The following is a 15,520-nucleotide window of genomic DNA, read 5'->3' on the forward strand; positions in this document are numbered from 1 at the left end:
GCTTCCTTTCACCAGAGCACACCACCACCTCTCTATAGTGTTGTACTCCTCAACTAACAATATTCTGGCTAGGGGGGTGGGGGGCCCTCCTCAGCGGGCCCCCCCTCCCCCACCCCCCCCGCCCCCCGCGAACCGACGCCGGCTCAGGCGTGCGCGCCGGGCCACGGCCCGGGCGTCTCGCTCTCCTCGATCTCCTCGACCTTGGTGTCGAAGAGCCGGAAGCCGCGGCGCTCGTAGTTGGCCATCGCGTGCGGACCGTCCAGCGAGCAGGTGTGCAGCCACACCCGCTTGGTCGGCTCCCGGTCCGGCCAGCGCTCGGCCAGGTCCCAGGCGCGCCGGACGCCCTCGGAGAGCAGGTGGCCGCCGATGCGGCGGCCCCGGAAGGCGGGGATCAGGCCGAAGTAGACGATCTCGACGACCCCGTCGTCCTGCGGGTCGAACTCCACGTACCCGGCCGGCGTCCCCCGGTCGTACGCCACCCAGACCTCGGCGCCCGGCTTCTCCGCTATCTCCTTCCACTGCGCGTAGCTCAGCGGGAGCCGGTCGGCCCAGTTGATGTCGCCGCCGACCGCCGTATAGAGGAAGCGGCTGAACTCGGGGGAGGGGACCTCGGCCCGGCGGACCGTGATGCCGTCGCCCTCGGGGACCCGGGCCGGACGGAGGTCGTCCGGCGAGGTCTGCTCCAGGGACCAGGTGGTGAGAGTGATGCTCATGCCCTTATCGCATCATGCGGAGCGAAGGATTCCCAGGGCGGGCCGGGGTGGGGCCCGTCTCTCCGGGCCCCGCCGGACGGAGTGTCCGGCATGTGGACAGGGGGCGCGCGAAGGGGTGCTCCGCGACGGGACGCCCACGCGGGGGCGCCCGGCCCGCGGAGCGCCGTGCCGCGCGGAGGGTCAGACCCTGCTGGCCGACCGGATCGCCGGGGCCGCCGAGTGCGGCAGCAGGTCGGCCGGGTCCTCCGGGCGCCGCACCTCCACCGCGATCTCCTCGCGGAAGCGGTACGGGCGGTGCGCCAGGACACCCGCGAGGGTCCGGCGCACCCGCGACATCTCGGCCCGGACCGTCACCGTCCGCGTCCGGTCACCGAACACGTCCTCCGCCAGATCGGCCGCCGTCCGCCCGTCCGGGTGCAGCGCGAGGAGGTACAGCAGCTCCGCGTGGCGCGGGCTCAGCTCCTGCTGCCAGCTCCCCGCCGCCCCGGAGACCGCCACCGTCCAGCGGCGCGGCCGGCTCAGGTCCAGCACCAGCCGGCTCGCCGCGCCCGACTCCGTACCCGCCGGGGCGGTGTCCTCCTCGACCCGCAGCAGCCAGCCGCCGGGCAGCGGCTCCACCGTGCACAGCCCCAGCGAGGGCAGCCAGGCCCGGCCGGCGCCGAACGACTTCGGCAGCACGATCCGGTCCGTCGGAGCCAGCCCGGTCACCGCGGCCGTCCAGCCGTGCGGGTCGACCGCGACGGCCCGGCCGCCCACCCGGCACAGGATCGGCGCGGCCACCGCCCGCAGCCGCTCCACCGTGGCCCGGTGCCGCTCGCGCAGCTCGGCCTCCGCGAGCCGGGCGACCGAGCCGACCAGGGCCAGCATCGAGGGGTGGAAGGTGGAGGCCGGCCCGCTCACGTCGACGACGCCGAGCAGCCGGCCGTCGCGCGGGTCGTGGACGGGCGCGGCCGCGCAGGTCCAGTTGTGCAGCGCGTGCACGTAGTGCTCGGCGGAGTGGACCTGCACCGCCCGCCGGGTGGCGAGGGCGGTGCCGACCGCGTTGGTGCCGGTGGTGTGCTCGGTCCAGGCCGCGCCCTCCTCCAGACAGATCCCGTTCGCCTGCCGGATCACCGACGGGTGGCCCTCCCGCCACAGCACCCGGCCGTGCTCGTCGGTGACCACCATGATCTGGAGCGAGGCGTCGGCGATCCCGGCCAGGCCGGAGCTGAGCGTCTGCATCACCTCGGCCAGCAGGGTGCTCCGCCGCCGGTGCTCCAGCTCGTCGCGGCGCAGCAGGACGCTGTTGGTGCCCTGGTCGGGGTCGAGGCCGAGCCGGGCCATCCGCCGCCAGGAGGCGTCGATCTCCGCGCGGGGCGCGATCGGCGGCTTCCGGCCGGCCAGCGTCTCCTCGCGGACGCGGTGCAGCAGCCGGGCCGCCTGGACGGCGTCCATGGTGGCCAGACGCTTCATGTCGAGCCGCGTGTTGTTCATCGGTCCCTCCCCGCCACCCGGTGTGCTGTATCGGTTCTGCAGTTCCGGGCGGATGGCCGGAGTGTCGTCAGCGCCGTACGGCCCCGTCCGAATTGTCGCCCCGGGCCGCGGCTCGCAGTGTCGCGGGTCCATCGTGCCGTCCGGAAGCCCTCCGCGGAGCCCGGTTCGGGTAATCCTGCAACCCTTTGCAACTCTGGCCCCGGACCACCCCGGTGCGTGAATGTGGTGACGGCGGGTGGTGGTGCCGTGTCGGCGCAGCATCACCCCCGCCTTCCGCGCGTGCCGGCCCCGCGCTCCGCCCAGCGGTCCGCCGGGCCCACCCCTGGTACGCGCGGCCCAGCCTCCCGCGCCCCGGACCCTCCGGACGCCGCGCCCGCACGCCGCGGATTCCCACCCGGACGGGCGTACCCGCGCTCACCCCACCGGCCGCGCCCGCTCCACCACCGCCCGCAGGTCCAGCGTGTGCGGCAGCGTCCCGAAGGCCGAGCCCGTGTCGCCGCCCAGCCGGCCCGCGCAGAACGCGTCCGCCACCTCCGGCGGCGCCCAGCGGACCAGCAGCGCACCCTGCAGGACCAGCGCCATCCGCTCCGCGAGCCGCCGGGCCCGCGCCTCCACGCCCTCCAGGTCGGCCAGCTCCGCGAGCAGCCCGCGGATCGCCCGGTCGAGCCGGGGGTCCGCCCCCCGCGCCTCCCCGACCTCCCGCAGATACGCGTCCAGCGCCGCCGGCTCCCTCCGCAGCGCCCGCAGCACGTCCAGCGCCTGGATGTTCCCCGCGCCCTCCCACACCGAGTTCAGCGGCGACTCGCGCAGCAGCCGCGGCAGCCCGGACTCCTCCACGTACCCGTTCCCGCCCAGGCACTCCAACGCCTCCGCCACCACCGGCACGCACCGCTTCGTCACCCAGTACTTCGCCGCCGGCACCGCGATCCGCAGCAGCGCCAGCTCCCGCTCCGTACCGGAGTCGTACGCCGCCGCCAGCCGCATCCCGAGCACGGTCGCCGCCTCCGACTCCACCGCCAGGTCCGCGAGCACGTTCCGCATCAGCGGCTTGTCGACGAGGAGACCGCCGAAGGCCGAGCGGTACGAGGCGTGGTGCACGGCCTGCGCCACCGCCTGCCGCATCAGCGCCGCCGACCCCAGCACGCAGTCCAGCCGGGTCGCCGCCACCATCCCCATCACGGTCCGCAGCCCGCGGCCCTCCTCGCCGATCCGGCGCGCCCACGTCGTCCCGTCGAACTCGACCTCCGCGGAGGCGTTCGAGCGGTTGCCCAGCTTGTCCTTGAGCCGCTGGAGCGCGAACGCGTTGCGCGAGCCGTCGTCGAGCACCCGGGGCACCAGGAAGCAGGTGAGCCCGCCGGGTGCCTGCGCGAGGACCAGGAAGGCGTCCGACATCGGCGCCGAACAGAACCACTTGTGCCCGGTCAGCACGTACTCGCCGGCGGCCGCCAGCGGCCGCGCCGACGTCGTGTTCGCCCGTACGTCGCTCCCGCCCTGCTTCTCCGTCAGCCCCATCCCGAGCAGCACCCCCGCCTTCGAGACGACCGGCGCGAGCTCCCGCTCGTACACCCGCGAGGCGGCGAGCGGCTCCCACACCGCCGCCACCTCCGGCTCGGCCCGCAGCGCCGGCACCGCCGCGTGCGTCATCGACACCGGACAGCCGGTCCCGGCCTCCGCCTGCGTCGCCACCAGGAACCCGGCCGCGCGCCGCACATGCCCGCCGGGCCGCCCCCAGGCGTCCGTCAGGCCCGCCGCGACCGCCTTGCCGAGCAGCCGGTGCCAGGCCGGATGGAACTCCACCTCGTCGATCCGGTGCCCGTACCGGTCATGGGTCCGCAGCCGCGGCGGATACGCGTTCGCCTGCTCGCCCCACTCCCGCACCTGCTCCGAACCGGTCGCCCGGCCCAGCGCCCGCAGCTCCTCCCGGGCCTCGTCGAGGAGCTCCGCCGGCAGATGGCGCCCGACCGCCTCCGCCAGCGCCCGGTCGGACGTGTACACGTCGTACCCCACCAGGGGTGGAGCCTGATTGGTCACTGTGTGGGAGGCCGCTTCCATGCCGATACGGTAAGCAGGTGCAGGCAGCAAGCGAAACACCCGACCGGCCGGAGCGGCGACCCTGGAGCAGGCTCCACCGGGCCCGCGTCCTCTACCGCAACGTCTCCAAGCGGAAGATGGTCTGGCTGCTCCTCAAGGACACCGTCAACTCGTGCATCGAGTACCGGATCCTCGGCCTCGCCGCCGAGGCCGCCTTCTTCACCCTGCTGTCCCTGCCACCCCTGCTGCTCGGCCTCATCGCGCTCCTCGGCTACGCCGACGACTGGACCAACACCGACACGGTCGCCTCCATCCAGGAGAACATCCTCCGGGCGGCCGGCACGGTCCTCTCCGACCGGGGCGTCGCCGAGATCGCGCAGCCCGTCCTCGACGACATCACCCAGGCGAAACGTCCCGAACTCGTCTCCCTCGGCTTCGCCATCGCCCTGTGGTCCGGCTCCCGGGCGGTGAACGTCTTCATCGACACCATCACCGTCATGTACGGCCTCGACGGGCACCGGGGCATCGTCAAGACCCGCCTCCTCGCCTTCCTCCTCTACATCGTGGCGCTCCTCATCGGGGCGGTGGTGCTGCCGCTCGCGGTCGTCGGCCCCGACCGGGTCGTCGAGCTCGTCACCTGGGGCACGGACGTCGTCGCCGTCCTCTACTGGCCGGCCGTCATCCTGCTCTCCATCGCCTTCCTCACCACGCTCTACCACGTCTCCGTCCCCGTCCGGTCGCCGTGGATCGAGGACATCCCGGGCGCGCTCGTCGCCCTCGCGATGTGGGCGTTCGGCAGCTTCCTGCTGCGGATCTACCTGACGAGCCAGGTCGAAGGCCCCACCATCTACGGCTCGTTGGCCGCCCCCATCGCCATCCTGCTCTGGATCGGCGTCTCCGCCTTCGCGGTCCTCGTCGGCGCGGCGGTCAACGCGGCGATCGACCGCGTCTGGCCCTCCGTCGCCACCGCCGCCGCCCGCGAGGCCAACGAACGCGCCCGCGCGGTCCAGGCGGCGGAACTCGTCGCCCGCATCCGCGCGGAGGCGGAGGACGTCGACGAGGACGACCCCGACATGCCCTCCGAATTCCCCGAACGCTGGTCCAAGTTCCTCCCCCCGGACGACGTCAAGTCCCGCCTCCACACCGGCTGGGAGAAGGACTGAGCGACCCCGCCCGATCCGGCCTAGCCTGGGGAGGATGTACGAGGAGCGCCCCGCCCGGCTCGCCGGCGCCGTCCTGTGGACCCGGACGGCGCCCGCCCCCGTCGTCTCCGACGCCCTCGTCGTCCCCGACGGCTGCATGGACCTGATCTGGGCCGACGGCCGGCTCCTCGTCGCGGGCGCCGACACGCGCGCGTACCGCGCGGAGACGCCCGTCGCCCGCTACGCCGGCCTCCGCTTCGCCCCCGGCGACGCCCCCCGATTCCTCGGCGTCCCCGCCCACGAACTCCGCGACCGGCGGGTCCCGCTCGGCGCGCTCTGGGGCGAGGCCGGGGCGCGGCGGCTCGCGGAGCGGATCACGGACGCGCCCGACCCGGCCGGCGCCCTGGAGGCGTTCGTGCTGCGCCGGGCCGCCGACACCCCGGGACCCGATCCGCTGCTCCGGGCCGTCGTGGCCCGCCTCGCGGCCGGGCGGCCCGTCGCCGAGACGGCCGACGCGGTCGGGCTCGGCGCCCGGCAGCTGCACCGCCGCTCCCTCGACGCCTTCGGCTACGGCCCCAAGACCCTCGCCCGCGTGCTGCGCCTCCAGCGCGCGCTCGCCCTGATCCGGGCCGGCGTGCCGTTCGCGGAGGCGGCGCTGCGCGCGGGCTGCGCCGACCAGGCCCATCTCGCCCGCGAGACCCGGGCCCTGGCCGGCACGACGCCGACCGCCTACGCGCGCTCGGCGGGCGCGTCCGCGAAGAGCGACACCCCGCTGCCGTCCGGGTCGAGGACCACCGCGTAGCGCTGCCCCCACACCGCGTCCCAGGGCTTCAGGTGCCCGGAGTACCCGGCGGCGACCAGCTCCCCGTACACCGCGTCCACCTCCGCCGGCGCCCCGCACCGGAAGGCGAGCTCGATCCGGTGGCCTCCGGCGGGCCGGGTCCAGCCGGGATCGAAGGAGCGGACGACGTCCTCCGTGTCCCAGGCGATCCGCAGCCCGCCGGGCAGCACCGCCTCCACGTGCGGGGCGGACTCCGCCCCGGCCGGGACGTCCAGGCCGAGGCGCCGGTAGAAGGCGAGCGAGGCGGCCATGTCCGAGACGACGAGGCCGACGAGATCGAGACGAGGGGTGAGGTCCATGGCGCCACCGTAGGCACGCCGCACACCGCCGGTCTTGTACGAATCGGACACGGACGTTCGGCCCGATCCGCCGCCCGGAAGCCGCCGTTCGGCAACCGGGACGGCTCCAGCGGGCGACGTCGGAGCGAACTCTCCCCGATCCCGTGACGCCGTGTCAGCGGAGCTGGTACCCGTTCTCCCAGGATCACGACTTCGGCGCCGGGAGATCCCCGGCGCCTTCCCCCGGGAGGATCGCCGATGCGCAGTCGAGTCGCCGCCGTGACCGCCACCGTGACAGCCGGATTGCTCGCCCTCGCCACCCCCGCCTCCGCCGCACCCGCCGACAAACCGCAGGTGCTCAGCAGCTGGACCCAGACGACCGCGACGAGCTACAACGCCTGGGCCACCGCCCGGGCGAACCAGAGCGCCTGGTCCGCCTACGGGTTCGACTGGTCGACCGACTACTGCTCCTCCTCCCCGGACAACCCCTTCGGCTTCCCCTTCCAGATGTCCTGCGCCCGCCACGACTTCGGCTACCGCAACTACAAGGCCGCCGGCACCTTCAGCGCCAACAAGGCCCGCCTCGACGACGCCTTCCACGCCGACCTCAAGCGCGTCTGCGCCCGCTACTCGGGCCTGACCCGCACCTCCTGCGACTCCACCGCCTGGACCTACTACCAGGCCGTGAAGAACTTCGGCAGCAGCCCGGCCGTCAACTGAATCAATTCGGTGGTGCCGTGCCTCGGGGCGGACTATGGTGCTCGTGTCCGTCCCCGAGGGGCGGCGTCGGTACGTCGAGAAGAAGCAGGAGGTGAGGACATTGATGACTGTCACGGTGACGGGCTCTGCCCGCATTCAGGAGTTCATCGTTCCCACCCCTGTGGTCTCCGGCTGACATCACTCGACCTCTCGCGCGCGGAGCGCGCGGCCGGGGCCACCCTGTGAAGGGTTCCCCTTGTCTTTCCCGCTTTCCTCTTCCACTTCCACCACCTCCCTCTCGCTCGACGCGCACGGCTGGGACTCCGGCTGGGCCGAGAGCTTCGCGCCGTACGCCGCCCAGGGGCTCGTCCCGGGGCGGGTGGTCCGCGTCGACCGGGGGCAGTGCGACGTCGCCACCGCGGACGGCGTCGTCCGGGCCGACACGGCGTTCGTGACGCCGCACGACCCGCTGCGGGTCGTCTGCACCGGTGACTGGGCCGCCGTCGACCCCGAGGGCGCGAGCGATCCCCGGTACGTGCGGGCCTGTCTGCCGCGGCGGACCGCGTTCGCCCGGTCCACCTCCTCCAAGCGGTCCGAGGGGCAGATCCTCGCGGCCAATGTCGACCACGCCGTCATCACCGTCTCGCTCGCCGTCGAGCTGGACCTCGGCCGGATCGAGCGCTTCCTCGCCCTGGCGTGGGAGTCCGGCGCCCAGCCGACCGTCGTGCTGTCCAAGGCCGACCTGGTGCCCGACCCGGTCGTCCTCTCCCACCTCGTGGAGGACGTCCGGAACGTCGCGCCCGGCGTCGAGGTGCTGCCGCTCAGCTCGGCCAGCGGGGAGGGGATCGACGTCCTCGCGGCCGTCGTCTCCGGCGGCACCACCGTCCTCCTCGGCGTCTCCGGCGCCGGCAAGTCCACCCTCGCCAACGCCCTCGTCGGCGAGGACGTCATGACCGTGCAGGCGGCCCGTGACGTGGACGGCAAGGGACGGCACACCACCACCACCCGGAACCTGTTCGTGCTCCCCGGGGGCGGAGTCCTCATCGACACCCCGGGGCTGCGCGGGGTCGGGCTGTGGGACGCGGAGGCCGGGGTCGGGCAGACCTTCTCGGAGATCGAGGAGCTGGCCGCCGACTGCCGCTTCCACGACTGCTCCCACGAGTCCGAGCCGGGCTGCGCGGTCGTCGCCGCCCTCGACGACGGCTCGCTCTCCGTGCGCCGCCTGGAGAGCTACCGCAAGCTGCTCCGCGAGAACCAGCGGCTGGTCGCCAAGACCGACGCCCGGCTGCGCCACGAGATCCGCAAGGACTGGAAGCGCAAGGGAGCCGAGGGGCGCGCCGCCATGGCCTTCAAGCGCGAGGGCCGGCTCCGTTAGCCACGGGCCCCCGGAGCGCCGTGTCCGAATCCCGCGAGTGCGCGGCGGTCCGCCGCCGCACACTGGAGGCATGACGGACGACGAGGGGGACACCCTCTACCAGGCGGTGAGCAGCCGGGACGCGCGGTTCGACGGGGAGTTCTTCTTCGCCGTGCGGACCACCGGCATCTACTGCCGGCCCAGCTGCCCCGCCGTCACCCCCAAGCGGCGGAACGTCGCCTTCTTCACCACGGCCGCCGCCGCCCAGGGACACGGTTTCCGGGCCTGCCGCCGCTGCCGGCCCGACGCGGTGCCCGGCTCCGCCGAGTGGAACGTGCGGGCCGACGTCGTCGGCCGGGCGGTGCGGATGATCGGCGACGGCGTCGTGGACCGCGAGGGCGTGCCCGGGCTCGCCGTCCGCCTCGGGTACAGCCCCCGCCAGGTCCAGCGCCAGCTCACCGCCGAGCTGGGCGCGGGCCCGATGGCGCACCCCCGCGCCCAGCGGGCCCACACCGCCCGTCTGCTGCTCCAGACCACCGCGCTGCCGGTCACCGAGGTGGCCTTCGCGGCCGGCTTCAGCAGCATCCGGCAGTTCAACGACACCATCCGGGCCGTGTACGCCCGCACCCCGACCGAGCTGCGCGCCGAGACGCCCGGCGCCCCGGGCCCCAAGGAGGCCGCGGGCGTGCCGCTGCGCCTCGCGTACCGGGGGCCGTACGCCGCCCGCGAGGTCTTCGACCTGCTGGCCGCCGAGGCCCTGCCGGGCGTCGAGGAGGTGACCGGGCCGCCCGGCGACCGCACCTACCGGCGCACCCTGCGGCTGCCGTACGGCCCCGGTGTCGTCGTCGTCGGCGAGCGGGCGCCCGGGCGCTGGCTGGAGGCCCGGCTGCACCTCGCCGAGCTGCGCGACCTCACCACCGCCGTGCACCGGCTGCGCCGCCTCCTCGACCTCGACGCCGACCCGTACGCGGTCGCCGAGCGGCTCGGCGCCGACCCCCGGCTCGCGGCCGCGGTCGCCGCCCGGCCCGGGGTCCGCTCGCCGGGCGCCGCCGACCCGGAGGAGTACGCCCTCCGGACCGTGCTGGGCCCCGAGGAGTCGGCGCGGGTCCTGGCCGATTCCGGCACCCCGCTGGACGCGCCCGACGGCACGCTCCGCGCGCTCTTCCCCGCCCCGGCGGAGCTCACCGGCCACCCGGTCGCCGGTCCGCTGGCCCGCGCCCTCGCCGACGGCACCCTCCGCCTCGACCCCGGCGCCGACCGCGACGAGGCCGCCCGCGTCCTCGGAGCCGTACCCGGAGTGGACGCCCGGACCGCCGCGCGGATCCGGGTCCGGTCCCTCGGCGACCCGGACGTCGGCGCGCCGGACGCGCCCGACGCGCCGGAGTGGGCGCCCTGGCGGTCGTACGCCCAGCGCTACCGGGAGGTCAGCCCAGGATGACCGCGCCGACCCAGGCCCCCACGATCAGCAGGCAGGCGAAGAGCTCGACCAGCACGCTCGTGCCGGCCGCCCGCATGATCGCCCGGGTGGCGGCGCGGGCCTGGCCGTGGCCGCCGAGCCGGCGCCGCTCGGAGAGGTAGATCCCGCCGACGAAGCCGGGGACCGCGCCGAGCACCGGGACCAGGACGAAGCCGAGGAGGGCGCCGGCGCCCGCGTACCCGATCGTGCGGCGGGTGAGCCCCGCGCCCCGGAAGCGGCGCGGCGGCAGCTGCCAGACCACCACCTGGGTGAGCAGCAGCAGGGCGGTCGAGGAGACCAGCAGGATCCACGCGAGGCCGGTCTGCTCGTGCAGCGACCACCAGAGCACGGCGGCCCAGATCAGCCAACTGCCCGGCACGCCGGGGGCGAGGACCCCGAACAGGCCGAGGAGCATGACCGCCGCGACCATCAGGAGCTGCCACACACCCACGCGCCCAGCCTCTCCCACCCGCGGCGTTCCCGCAGGTCGCGAGGGCCGATGGGGTGGCCGGCTGGTCAGGTCCTGGCGACCCAGCCCTTCTCGTACGCGTGCCAGCCGAGCTGCAGCCGGGTGGTCACCGCGGCCAGCTCCATCAGGCCCTTCACCCGCCGCTGGACCGTCCGCAGTCCCAGGTCCAGCTGCTTGGCCACGCTCGCGTCGGTCATCCCGGCGAGCAGCAGGGAGAGGATCTCCAGGTCGGTGCCGTCCGGGCCGGGGGCCTGGTCCTCGGTGATCTGCGCGCCCGCGCCGAGCCGCAGCGGCAGCGCCTCCCGCCACACCGACTCGAAGAGGCCCATCAGGGACTCCAGGAGCCCGCTGGCGTGCACCACCAGCGCGGCCGGCTCCGCGCCCCGGCCGGTGAGCGGGACCATGGCGAGGGTGCGGTCGGCCACCACGAGCTTGGTCGGCACCCGGTCGACGACCCGGATGCGCTCCTCGCGGCCGAGCGCCGCCGACAGTTCGAGGAGGCCGCTGGGGAGGGTCAGCACCTCCCGCTCGATCACCACCCGGTAGCGTACGCCCCGCCCGGCGGCCAGCTCCTCGGCGTCGTTCTCCAGGCCCGAGACGGCGATCGGCTTGCCGGTGACCAGCGCGCAGACCTCCTCCTGCGCGCCGAGCTGCAGCTGGAGGAAGCGGTGGGTCACGGCGCTCGCGCCGGTCACCACCTCGACCAGGTCGTGCACGGCCGGCTCGGTCGCCTCCGCCCGGTACTCCTCGGCGAGCAGCGCCGCCGCGAGCTCGGCCTGCTCCAGCTCGTGCCGCTGCTGGGTGAGGAGCGCGCCGAGCGCGACCCCGGGGGGCGCCGCCACCCAGCGTCCGGTGCGCGCGGAGGACTGGGCGGCGAGCCCCTGCGCCTCCAGGCGGCGCAGCGACCGCTCGATGTCCCGCTCGGGCAGGGTGAGCCGGTGCGCCAGGTCGGTGACCTCGGCGGCCCCGAGCGCGATCAGCGCGCGGTACGCGGACTCCTGCCGCTCGTCCAGTCCTATCGCTCCCAGCATCGGTTCCCGCCCCTCGCCGTGCCTCCGGCGCACCGCGCGCGATGTTCCGCGGGTGTTCTCCGGAGGCATTCGTTCCGTTGGTGACCTGGCGGGAAACGGCCACGGCGTATTCCCGCCGCTCCCATCATCCCTGTACCGCCCTCGGCTCTGCCAATGTGGCGCCACCGCAGCACCAACCGCCTCCGGATACAGGCGACTTGCGCCTATCGTCCGGATTCTGATGGGGAGAGCGATGCGCCCGATTTCGCGTACGGCCCTGGGAGCGGCGACCGCCGCCGTCCTGGCCGTCACCGCGGCCCTGCCGTCCGCCGCGGCCCAGCCGCCGGCCGGGGGGTCCGCCGAACGCCCGCTGGTCGGCAGCGGGGCCCAGGCCCGCGCCGGGGAGAGGCCCGCCACGGTGACCCTGGTCACCGGCGACCGCGTCCTGGTCACCCGTGACGAGCGGGGCAACCCCGCCGCCACCGTGCTGCCCCGCGAGGACGGCACCGTCCCGCTGGTCCAGACCCGCCGCTCCGGCCAGGACCTGTACGTCTACCCCGAGGACGCCACCGACGCGCTCGCCGCCGACCGGGTCGACGAGGAACTCTTCAACGTCACCGGCCTGGTCCGCCAGGGCTACGACGACGCCTCCACCGCCATGCTGCCGCTGATCGCCGTCTACGGCTCCGGCGCCACCGCCCGCACCGCCCCCGCCGCCCCGCGCGGCGCCCGCCGCGGACAGGTCCTCAGGACCATCGACGGCGTCGCCCTCCAGGCCGACAAGAAGCAGGCCGGCGTCTTCTGGTCCGAGGTCTCCGCCCCCGCCGCCCGCTCCGCCGCCGCGGGCATCGAGAAGCTGTGGCTGGACCGCAAGGTCGAGGCCGCCCTGGAGCGGTCCGCGCAGCAGGTGCGCGCCCCCGAGGCGTGGGCCGCCGGCTACGACGGCACCGGCACCAAGGTCGCCGTCCTCGACACCGGCGCCGACGCCGACCACCCCGACCTCCAGGGCCGGATCGTCGCCTCGGAGAACTTCACCGACTCCGACAGCGCCGACGACTTCCAGGGCCACGGCACCCACACCATCTCCACCGTCGGCGGCTCCGGCGCCGCGAGCGGCGGCAAGCGGAAGGGCATCGCCCCCGGCGCCGGGCTCCTCAACGGCAAGGTCCTCAACGACTACGGCTCCGGCGCCACTTCGTGGATCATCGCCGGCATGGAGTGGGCCGTCGCCCAGGGCGCCGACGTCGTCTCCATGAGCCTCGGCAACCCCTCCGAGACCGACTGCGACGACCCGATGAGCGCCGCCGCCGAGGAACTCGCCCAGAGCGAGGGCACGTTGTTCGTCGTCGCCGCCGGAAACTCCGGCCCCTCCCTCAACTCCGTCTCCTCGCCCGGCTGCGCGCCGAGCGTCCTCACCGTCGGCGCCACCGACCGCGACGACTCCACCGCCTGGTTCTCCAGCCGCAGCCCCATGGCCAACGAGGCCCACACCCTCAAGCCGGAGATCGCCGCCCCCGGCGTCGACATCTCCGCCGCCGCGGCCGGCGGCCGGGGCGTCTACGCCTACCAGGCGATGTCCGGCACGTCGATGGCCACCCCGCACGTCGCCGGCGCCGCCGCGATCCTGAAGCAGCGTCACCCCGACTGGACCGCACAGCAGTTGAAGGCCGCCCTGGTCTCCTCCGCCGACACCGGCGTCCCCGGCGACGTCCGGGAGACCGGCGGCGGCCGGCTCGACGTCAAGGCCGCCGTCGACCAGACGGTCCTCTCCGCCCCGGCCGTCCAGGGCGGCACCTTCCACTGGCCCCAGGACCGCAGCGACCGCACCACGGTCACCGTCCCTTACACCAACACCTCCGACGCCCCGGTCACCCTCGGCCTCGCCGTCGAGAAGGTCACCGGCAACGACGGCTCCGCCGTGGACTCCACCGTCGCCCGCCTCGGCCGGCGCACCGTCACCGTCCCGGCCGGCGCCACCGTCGAGGTCCCGCTCGCCGTCGACCCCACCGCCCGCCTGGAGCGCGCCCAGTACGGCGACGTCACCGGCCGCATCGTCGCCACCGGCCCCGGCGGCGTCCACGTCTCCACCCCCTTCTCGCTCTACGTCGAGCCCGAGACCGTCACCCTCCGCGTCAAGCTGATCGACCGCCAGGGCAAGCCCGCCGACGGCGCCTCCTCGCTCGACGTCATCGGCCTCGACACCGCCACCGGCGAACGCCGCTCCAACGACGGCGCCGCCGACCAGGTCTTCCGGGTCCGCCCCGGCTCCTACTTCCTCACCTCCTTCGTCACCACCCGCGACACCGGCGAGGGCGCCACCCTGGACGACTCGCTCACCCACCTGGCCCGCCCGCAGCTGGAGGTCAGGCAGGACACCACCGTCGTCCTCGACGCCCGCGAGGCCCACCGGCTCTCCGTCCGCACCGACCGCCCCTCCGAACTCCGCGGCGCCACCCTCGCGTTCGCCCGCTCCTGGGACGACACCTGGACCCACTCCGGGACCATCGTCGGCCCGCGCACCCTCCGCGCCTACTACGCCTCCGTCGAGGGCGAGGCCCGCGACGGCGACTTCGAGTCCGGCAGCTACTGGCGCGCCGCCGCCCCGCAGATCACCTCGCTGCGCACCGGCGACGGCCTCGCCCTCCACCCGGTGACCGCCTCCACCGGCTCCGACAACCTCGACGGCACCGGCTCCGCCGCCCTCGTCGACGCCGGCACCGGCACCCCCGACGAACTGAAGGCCGCCGGCGTCCAGGGCCGCCTCGCCCTGGTCCGCCTCCCCGACGACACCACCGCCGTCGGCACCCTCGCCCGCAACGCCAAGGCCGCCGGCGCCGTCGGCGTCGTCGTCCACCACGAGTCGGCGGCCCGCTGGTACCCGACCGGCGGCTTCACCGGCGCCGGACTGCCGGCCCTCGCGGTCCCGGCCGCCGAGGCCACCGCGCTCCGCGACAGGCTCGCCGCCGGCGAGGTCACCCTGCACTGGAAGGCCACCGCCCGGTCCCCGTACGTCTACACCCTCGCCCACCCCGAGACCGGCGAGATCGACGACGAGCGCCACTACCGGGTCCGGGACGAGCGCCTCGGCCGCTCGGAGGTCGGCTACGGCTCGGCCGGCATCGCCGCGGACTTCATGAACTTCCCCGCCGCCCACCGCCCGAACGGCCTCCGGGTCGGCTTCGCCGGCCTGGAGACCGTCCCCGCCCCCGGCACCCGCACCGAGTACTACACGCCCGGTGACACCGACTGGCAGCAGATGACCGGCAGCAGCTTCCCGTTCGGCGAGCTGATGATCGGCGACGTGCACGGCTACGCCTCCGGCGAGCGCCGCACCGAGAAGTGGTACGACGGCGTCATCGCCCCGACCGCCCCGCGCGACGGGGCCGGCGAGCCCGTCCTCGTCTCCGAGCGCCAGGGCAACCTCATCGGCTTCGCCGACGCGATGTGGGGCGACACCACCCACCACGCCGAGCCCGGCTCCTTCGGCGACATCGGCAACCTGCGGCTGCGCCGCGACGGCGAGACGATCGGCGAGAGCGCCTGGCCCTTCGGCGTCTTCGAGGTGCCGGCCGGGCGCGGCGCCTACGAGCTGGAACAGAACACCATGAAGATCGGCAACCGGAACTGGGCCCGCTCCACTTCCGTACAGTCGATCTGGAAATTCACCTCCCAGCTCGACGAGACGGTCTATTCTCAGGGCATCCCGATTCTCTTCCCCCGGTACGACCTGCCGGTGGACGGACTGAAGACCCTCGCCGCCACCGACGGCCAGCGGATCCGCCTCGGCGCCACCGGTCACGCCGGATACGAGGTGGGTGCCCTCACCTCGGCCGCCCTCTCCTACTCCTACGACGGGGGCGTCACCTGGAACGAGGCCCCGGTCGCCCAGGACGGCGGCGAGTGGGTCGCGACCGTGAACCACACGGGCGCGACCGGCAAGCAGGTCACCCTGAGGACCGAACTGACGGACGCCAACGGCAACTCCGTCACCCAGACCGTGGTCCGCGCTTACGACGTGCGCTGACCACGCCGGTCCGCCGGACGTCCTTCCCGT

12 protein-coding genes are annotated in these 15,520 nt (G+C 74.7%); 6 read left to right on the forward strand and 6 right to left on the reverse strand.

Features of this window, described 5'->3' with window-relative positions; translation table 11 throughout:
- Positions 1 to 143: 143 nt before the first annotated feature.
- From ACFW1I_RS34565 to ACFW1I_RS34575, 3 genes are all read right to left on the reverse strand, one after another.
- Positions 144 to 713: a GNAT family N-acetyltransferase gene (locus ACFW1I_RS34565; protein WP_384677428.1), complete on the reverse strand. Its 570-nt coding sequence runs from the start codon at positions 711 to 713 to the stop codon at positions 144 to 146.
- Between the two features lie 180 nt (positions 714 to 893).
- Complete coding sequence (locus tag ACFW1I_RS34570; RefSeq protein ID WP_384677430.1) at positions 894 to 2,186, reverse strand: GAF domain-containing protein; 1,293 nt, start codon at positions 2,184 to 2,186, stop codon at positions 894 to 896.
- A gap of 414 nt (positions 2,187 to 2,600) precedes the next feature.
- Positions 2,601 to 4,238, reverse strand: a complete 1,638-nt coding sequence (locus ACFW1I_RS34575; protein WP_384677432.1) for an acyl-CoA dehydrogenase family protein — start codon at positions 4,236 to 4,238, stop codon at positions 2,601 to 2,603.
- 17 nt (positions 4,239 to 4,255) lie between these two features.
- On the opposite strand from ACFW1I_RS34575, the gene ACFW1I_RS34580 reads away from it, so the two are divergent.
- Positions 4,256 to 5,380, forward strand: coding sequence for a YihY/virulence factor BrkB family protein (locus ACFW1I_RS34580; RefSeq protein WP_384677434.1), 1,125 nt, complete (start codon positions 4,256 to 4,258; stop codon positions 5,378 to 5,380).
- Positions 5,381 to 5,414: 34 nt separating this feature from the next.
- Positions 5,415 to 6,161: a helix-turn-helix domain-containing protein gene (locus ACFW1I_RS34585; RefSeq protein WP_384677436.1), complete on the forward strand. Its 747-nt coding sequence runs from the start codon at positions 5,415 to 5,417 to the stop codon at positions 6,159 to 6,161.
- On the opposite strand, the gene ACFW1I_RS34590 is transcribed toward ACFW1I_RS34585, so the two are convergent.
- The gene (locus tag ACFW1I_RS34590; protein ID WP_384677438.1) at positions 6,089 to 6,499 is read right to left on the reverse strand and encodes a VOC family protein; all 411 of its coding nucleotides are present in this window, start codon (positions 6,497 to 6,499) and stop codon (positions 6,089 to 6,091) included. The two genes, ACFW1I_RS34585 and ACFW1I_RS34590, sit on opposite strands and share 73 nt — an antisense overlap.
- A gap of 237 nt (positions 6,500 to 6,736) precedes the next feature.
- Here ACFW1I_RS34590 and ACFW1I_RS34595 point away from each other — a divergent pair, with 237 nt between their 5' ends.
- The 3 genes from ACFW1I_RS34595 to ACFW1I_RS34605 all read left to right on the forward strand — a co-directional run bounded on the left by ACFW1I_RS34595 (position 6,737) and on the right by ACFW1I_RS34605 (position 9,969).
- Positions 6,737 to 7,198, forward strand: coding sequence for a phospholipase (locus ACFW1I_RS34595; protein ID WP_384677440.1), 462 nt, complete (start codon positions 6,737 to 6,739; stop codon positions 7,196 to 7,198).
- Between the two features lie 235 nt (positions 7,199 to 7,433).
- Positions 7,434 to 8,552, forward strand: coding sequence for a ribosome small subunit-dependent GTPase A (gene rsgA / locus ACFW1I_RS34600; protein ID WP_384677442.1), 1,119 nt, complete (start codon positions 7,434 to 7,436; stop codon positions 8,550 to 8,552).
- 70 nt (positions 8,553 to 8,622) lie between these two features.
- Entirely contained in the window at positions 8,623 to 9,969 is a 1,347-nt protein-coding gene (locus ACFW1I_RS34605; RefSeq protein ID WP_384677443.1) for a DNA-3-methyladenine glycosylase 2 family protein, read from the forward strand.
- Here the strand turns inward: ACFW1I_RS34605 and ACFW1I_RS34610 are convergent.
- Together ACFW1I_RS34610 and ACFW1I_RS34615 are read right to left on the reverse strand one after the other, a co-directional pair.
- Positions 9,956 to 10,438 carry a DUF456 domain-containing protein gene (locus ACFW1I_RS34610; RefSeq protein ID WP_384677445.1) on the reverse strand — a complete coding sequence of 161 codons (483 nt, stop codon included), beginning with the start codon at positions 10,436 to 10,438 and terminating at the stop codon, positions 9,956 to 9,958. The genes ACFW1I_RS34605 and ACFW1I_RS34610 overlap by 14 nt on opposite strands.
- Positions 10,439 to 10,503: 65 nt before the next feature.
- Complete coding sequence (locus tag ACFW1I_RS34615) at positions 10,504 to 11,487, reverse strand: helix-turn-helix domain-containing protein (RefSeq protein ID WP_384677447.1); 984 nt, start codon at positions 11,485 to 11,487, stop codon at positions 10,504 to 10,506.
- A 232-nt stretch (positions 11,488 to 11,719) separates the two neighbouring features.
- On the opposite strand from ACFW1I_RS34615, the gene ACFW1I_RS34620 reads away from it, so the two are divergent.
- The gene (locus ACFW1I_RS34620; protein WP_384677449.1) at positions 11,720 to 15,490 is read left to right on the forward strand and encodes a S8 family serine peptidase; all 3,771 of its coding nucleotides are present in this window, start codon (positions 11,720 to 11,722) and stop codon (positions 15,488 to 15,490) included.
- Positions 15,491 to 15,520 lie beyond the last annotated feature (30 nt).

The sequence above is a fragment of the Streptomyces sp. NPDC058955 genome, assembly GCF_042741435.1.
Taxonomy (GTDB): Bacteria; Actinomycetota; Actinomycetes; order Streptomycetales; family Streptomycetaceae; genus Streptomyces.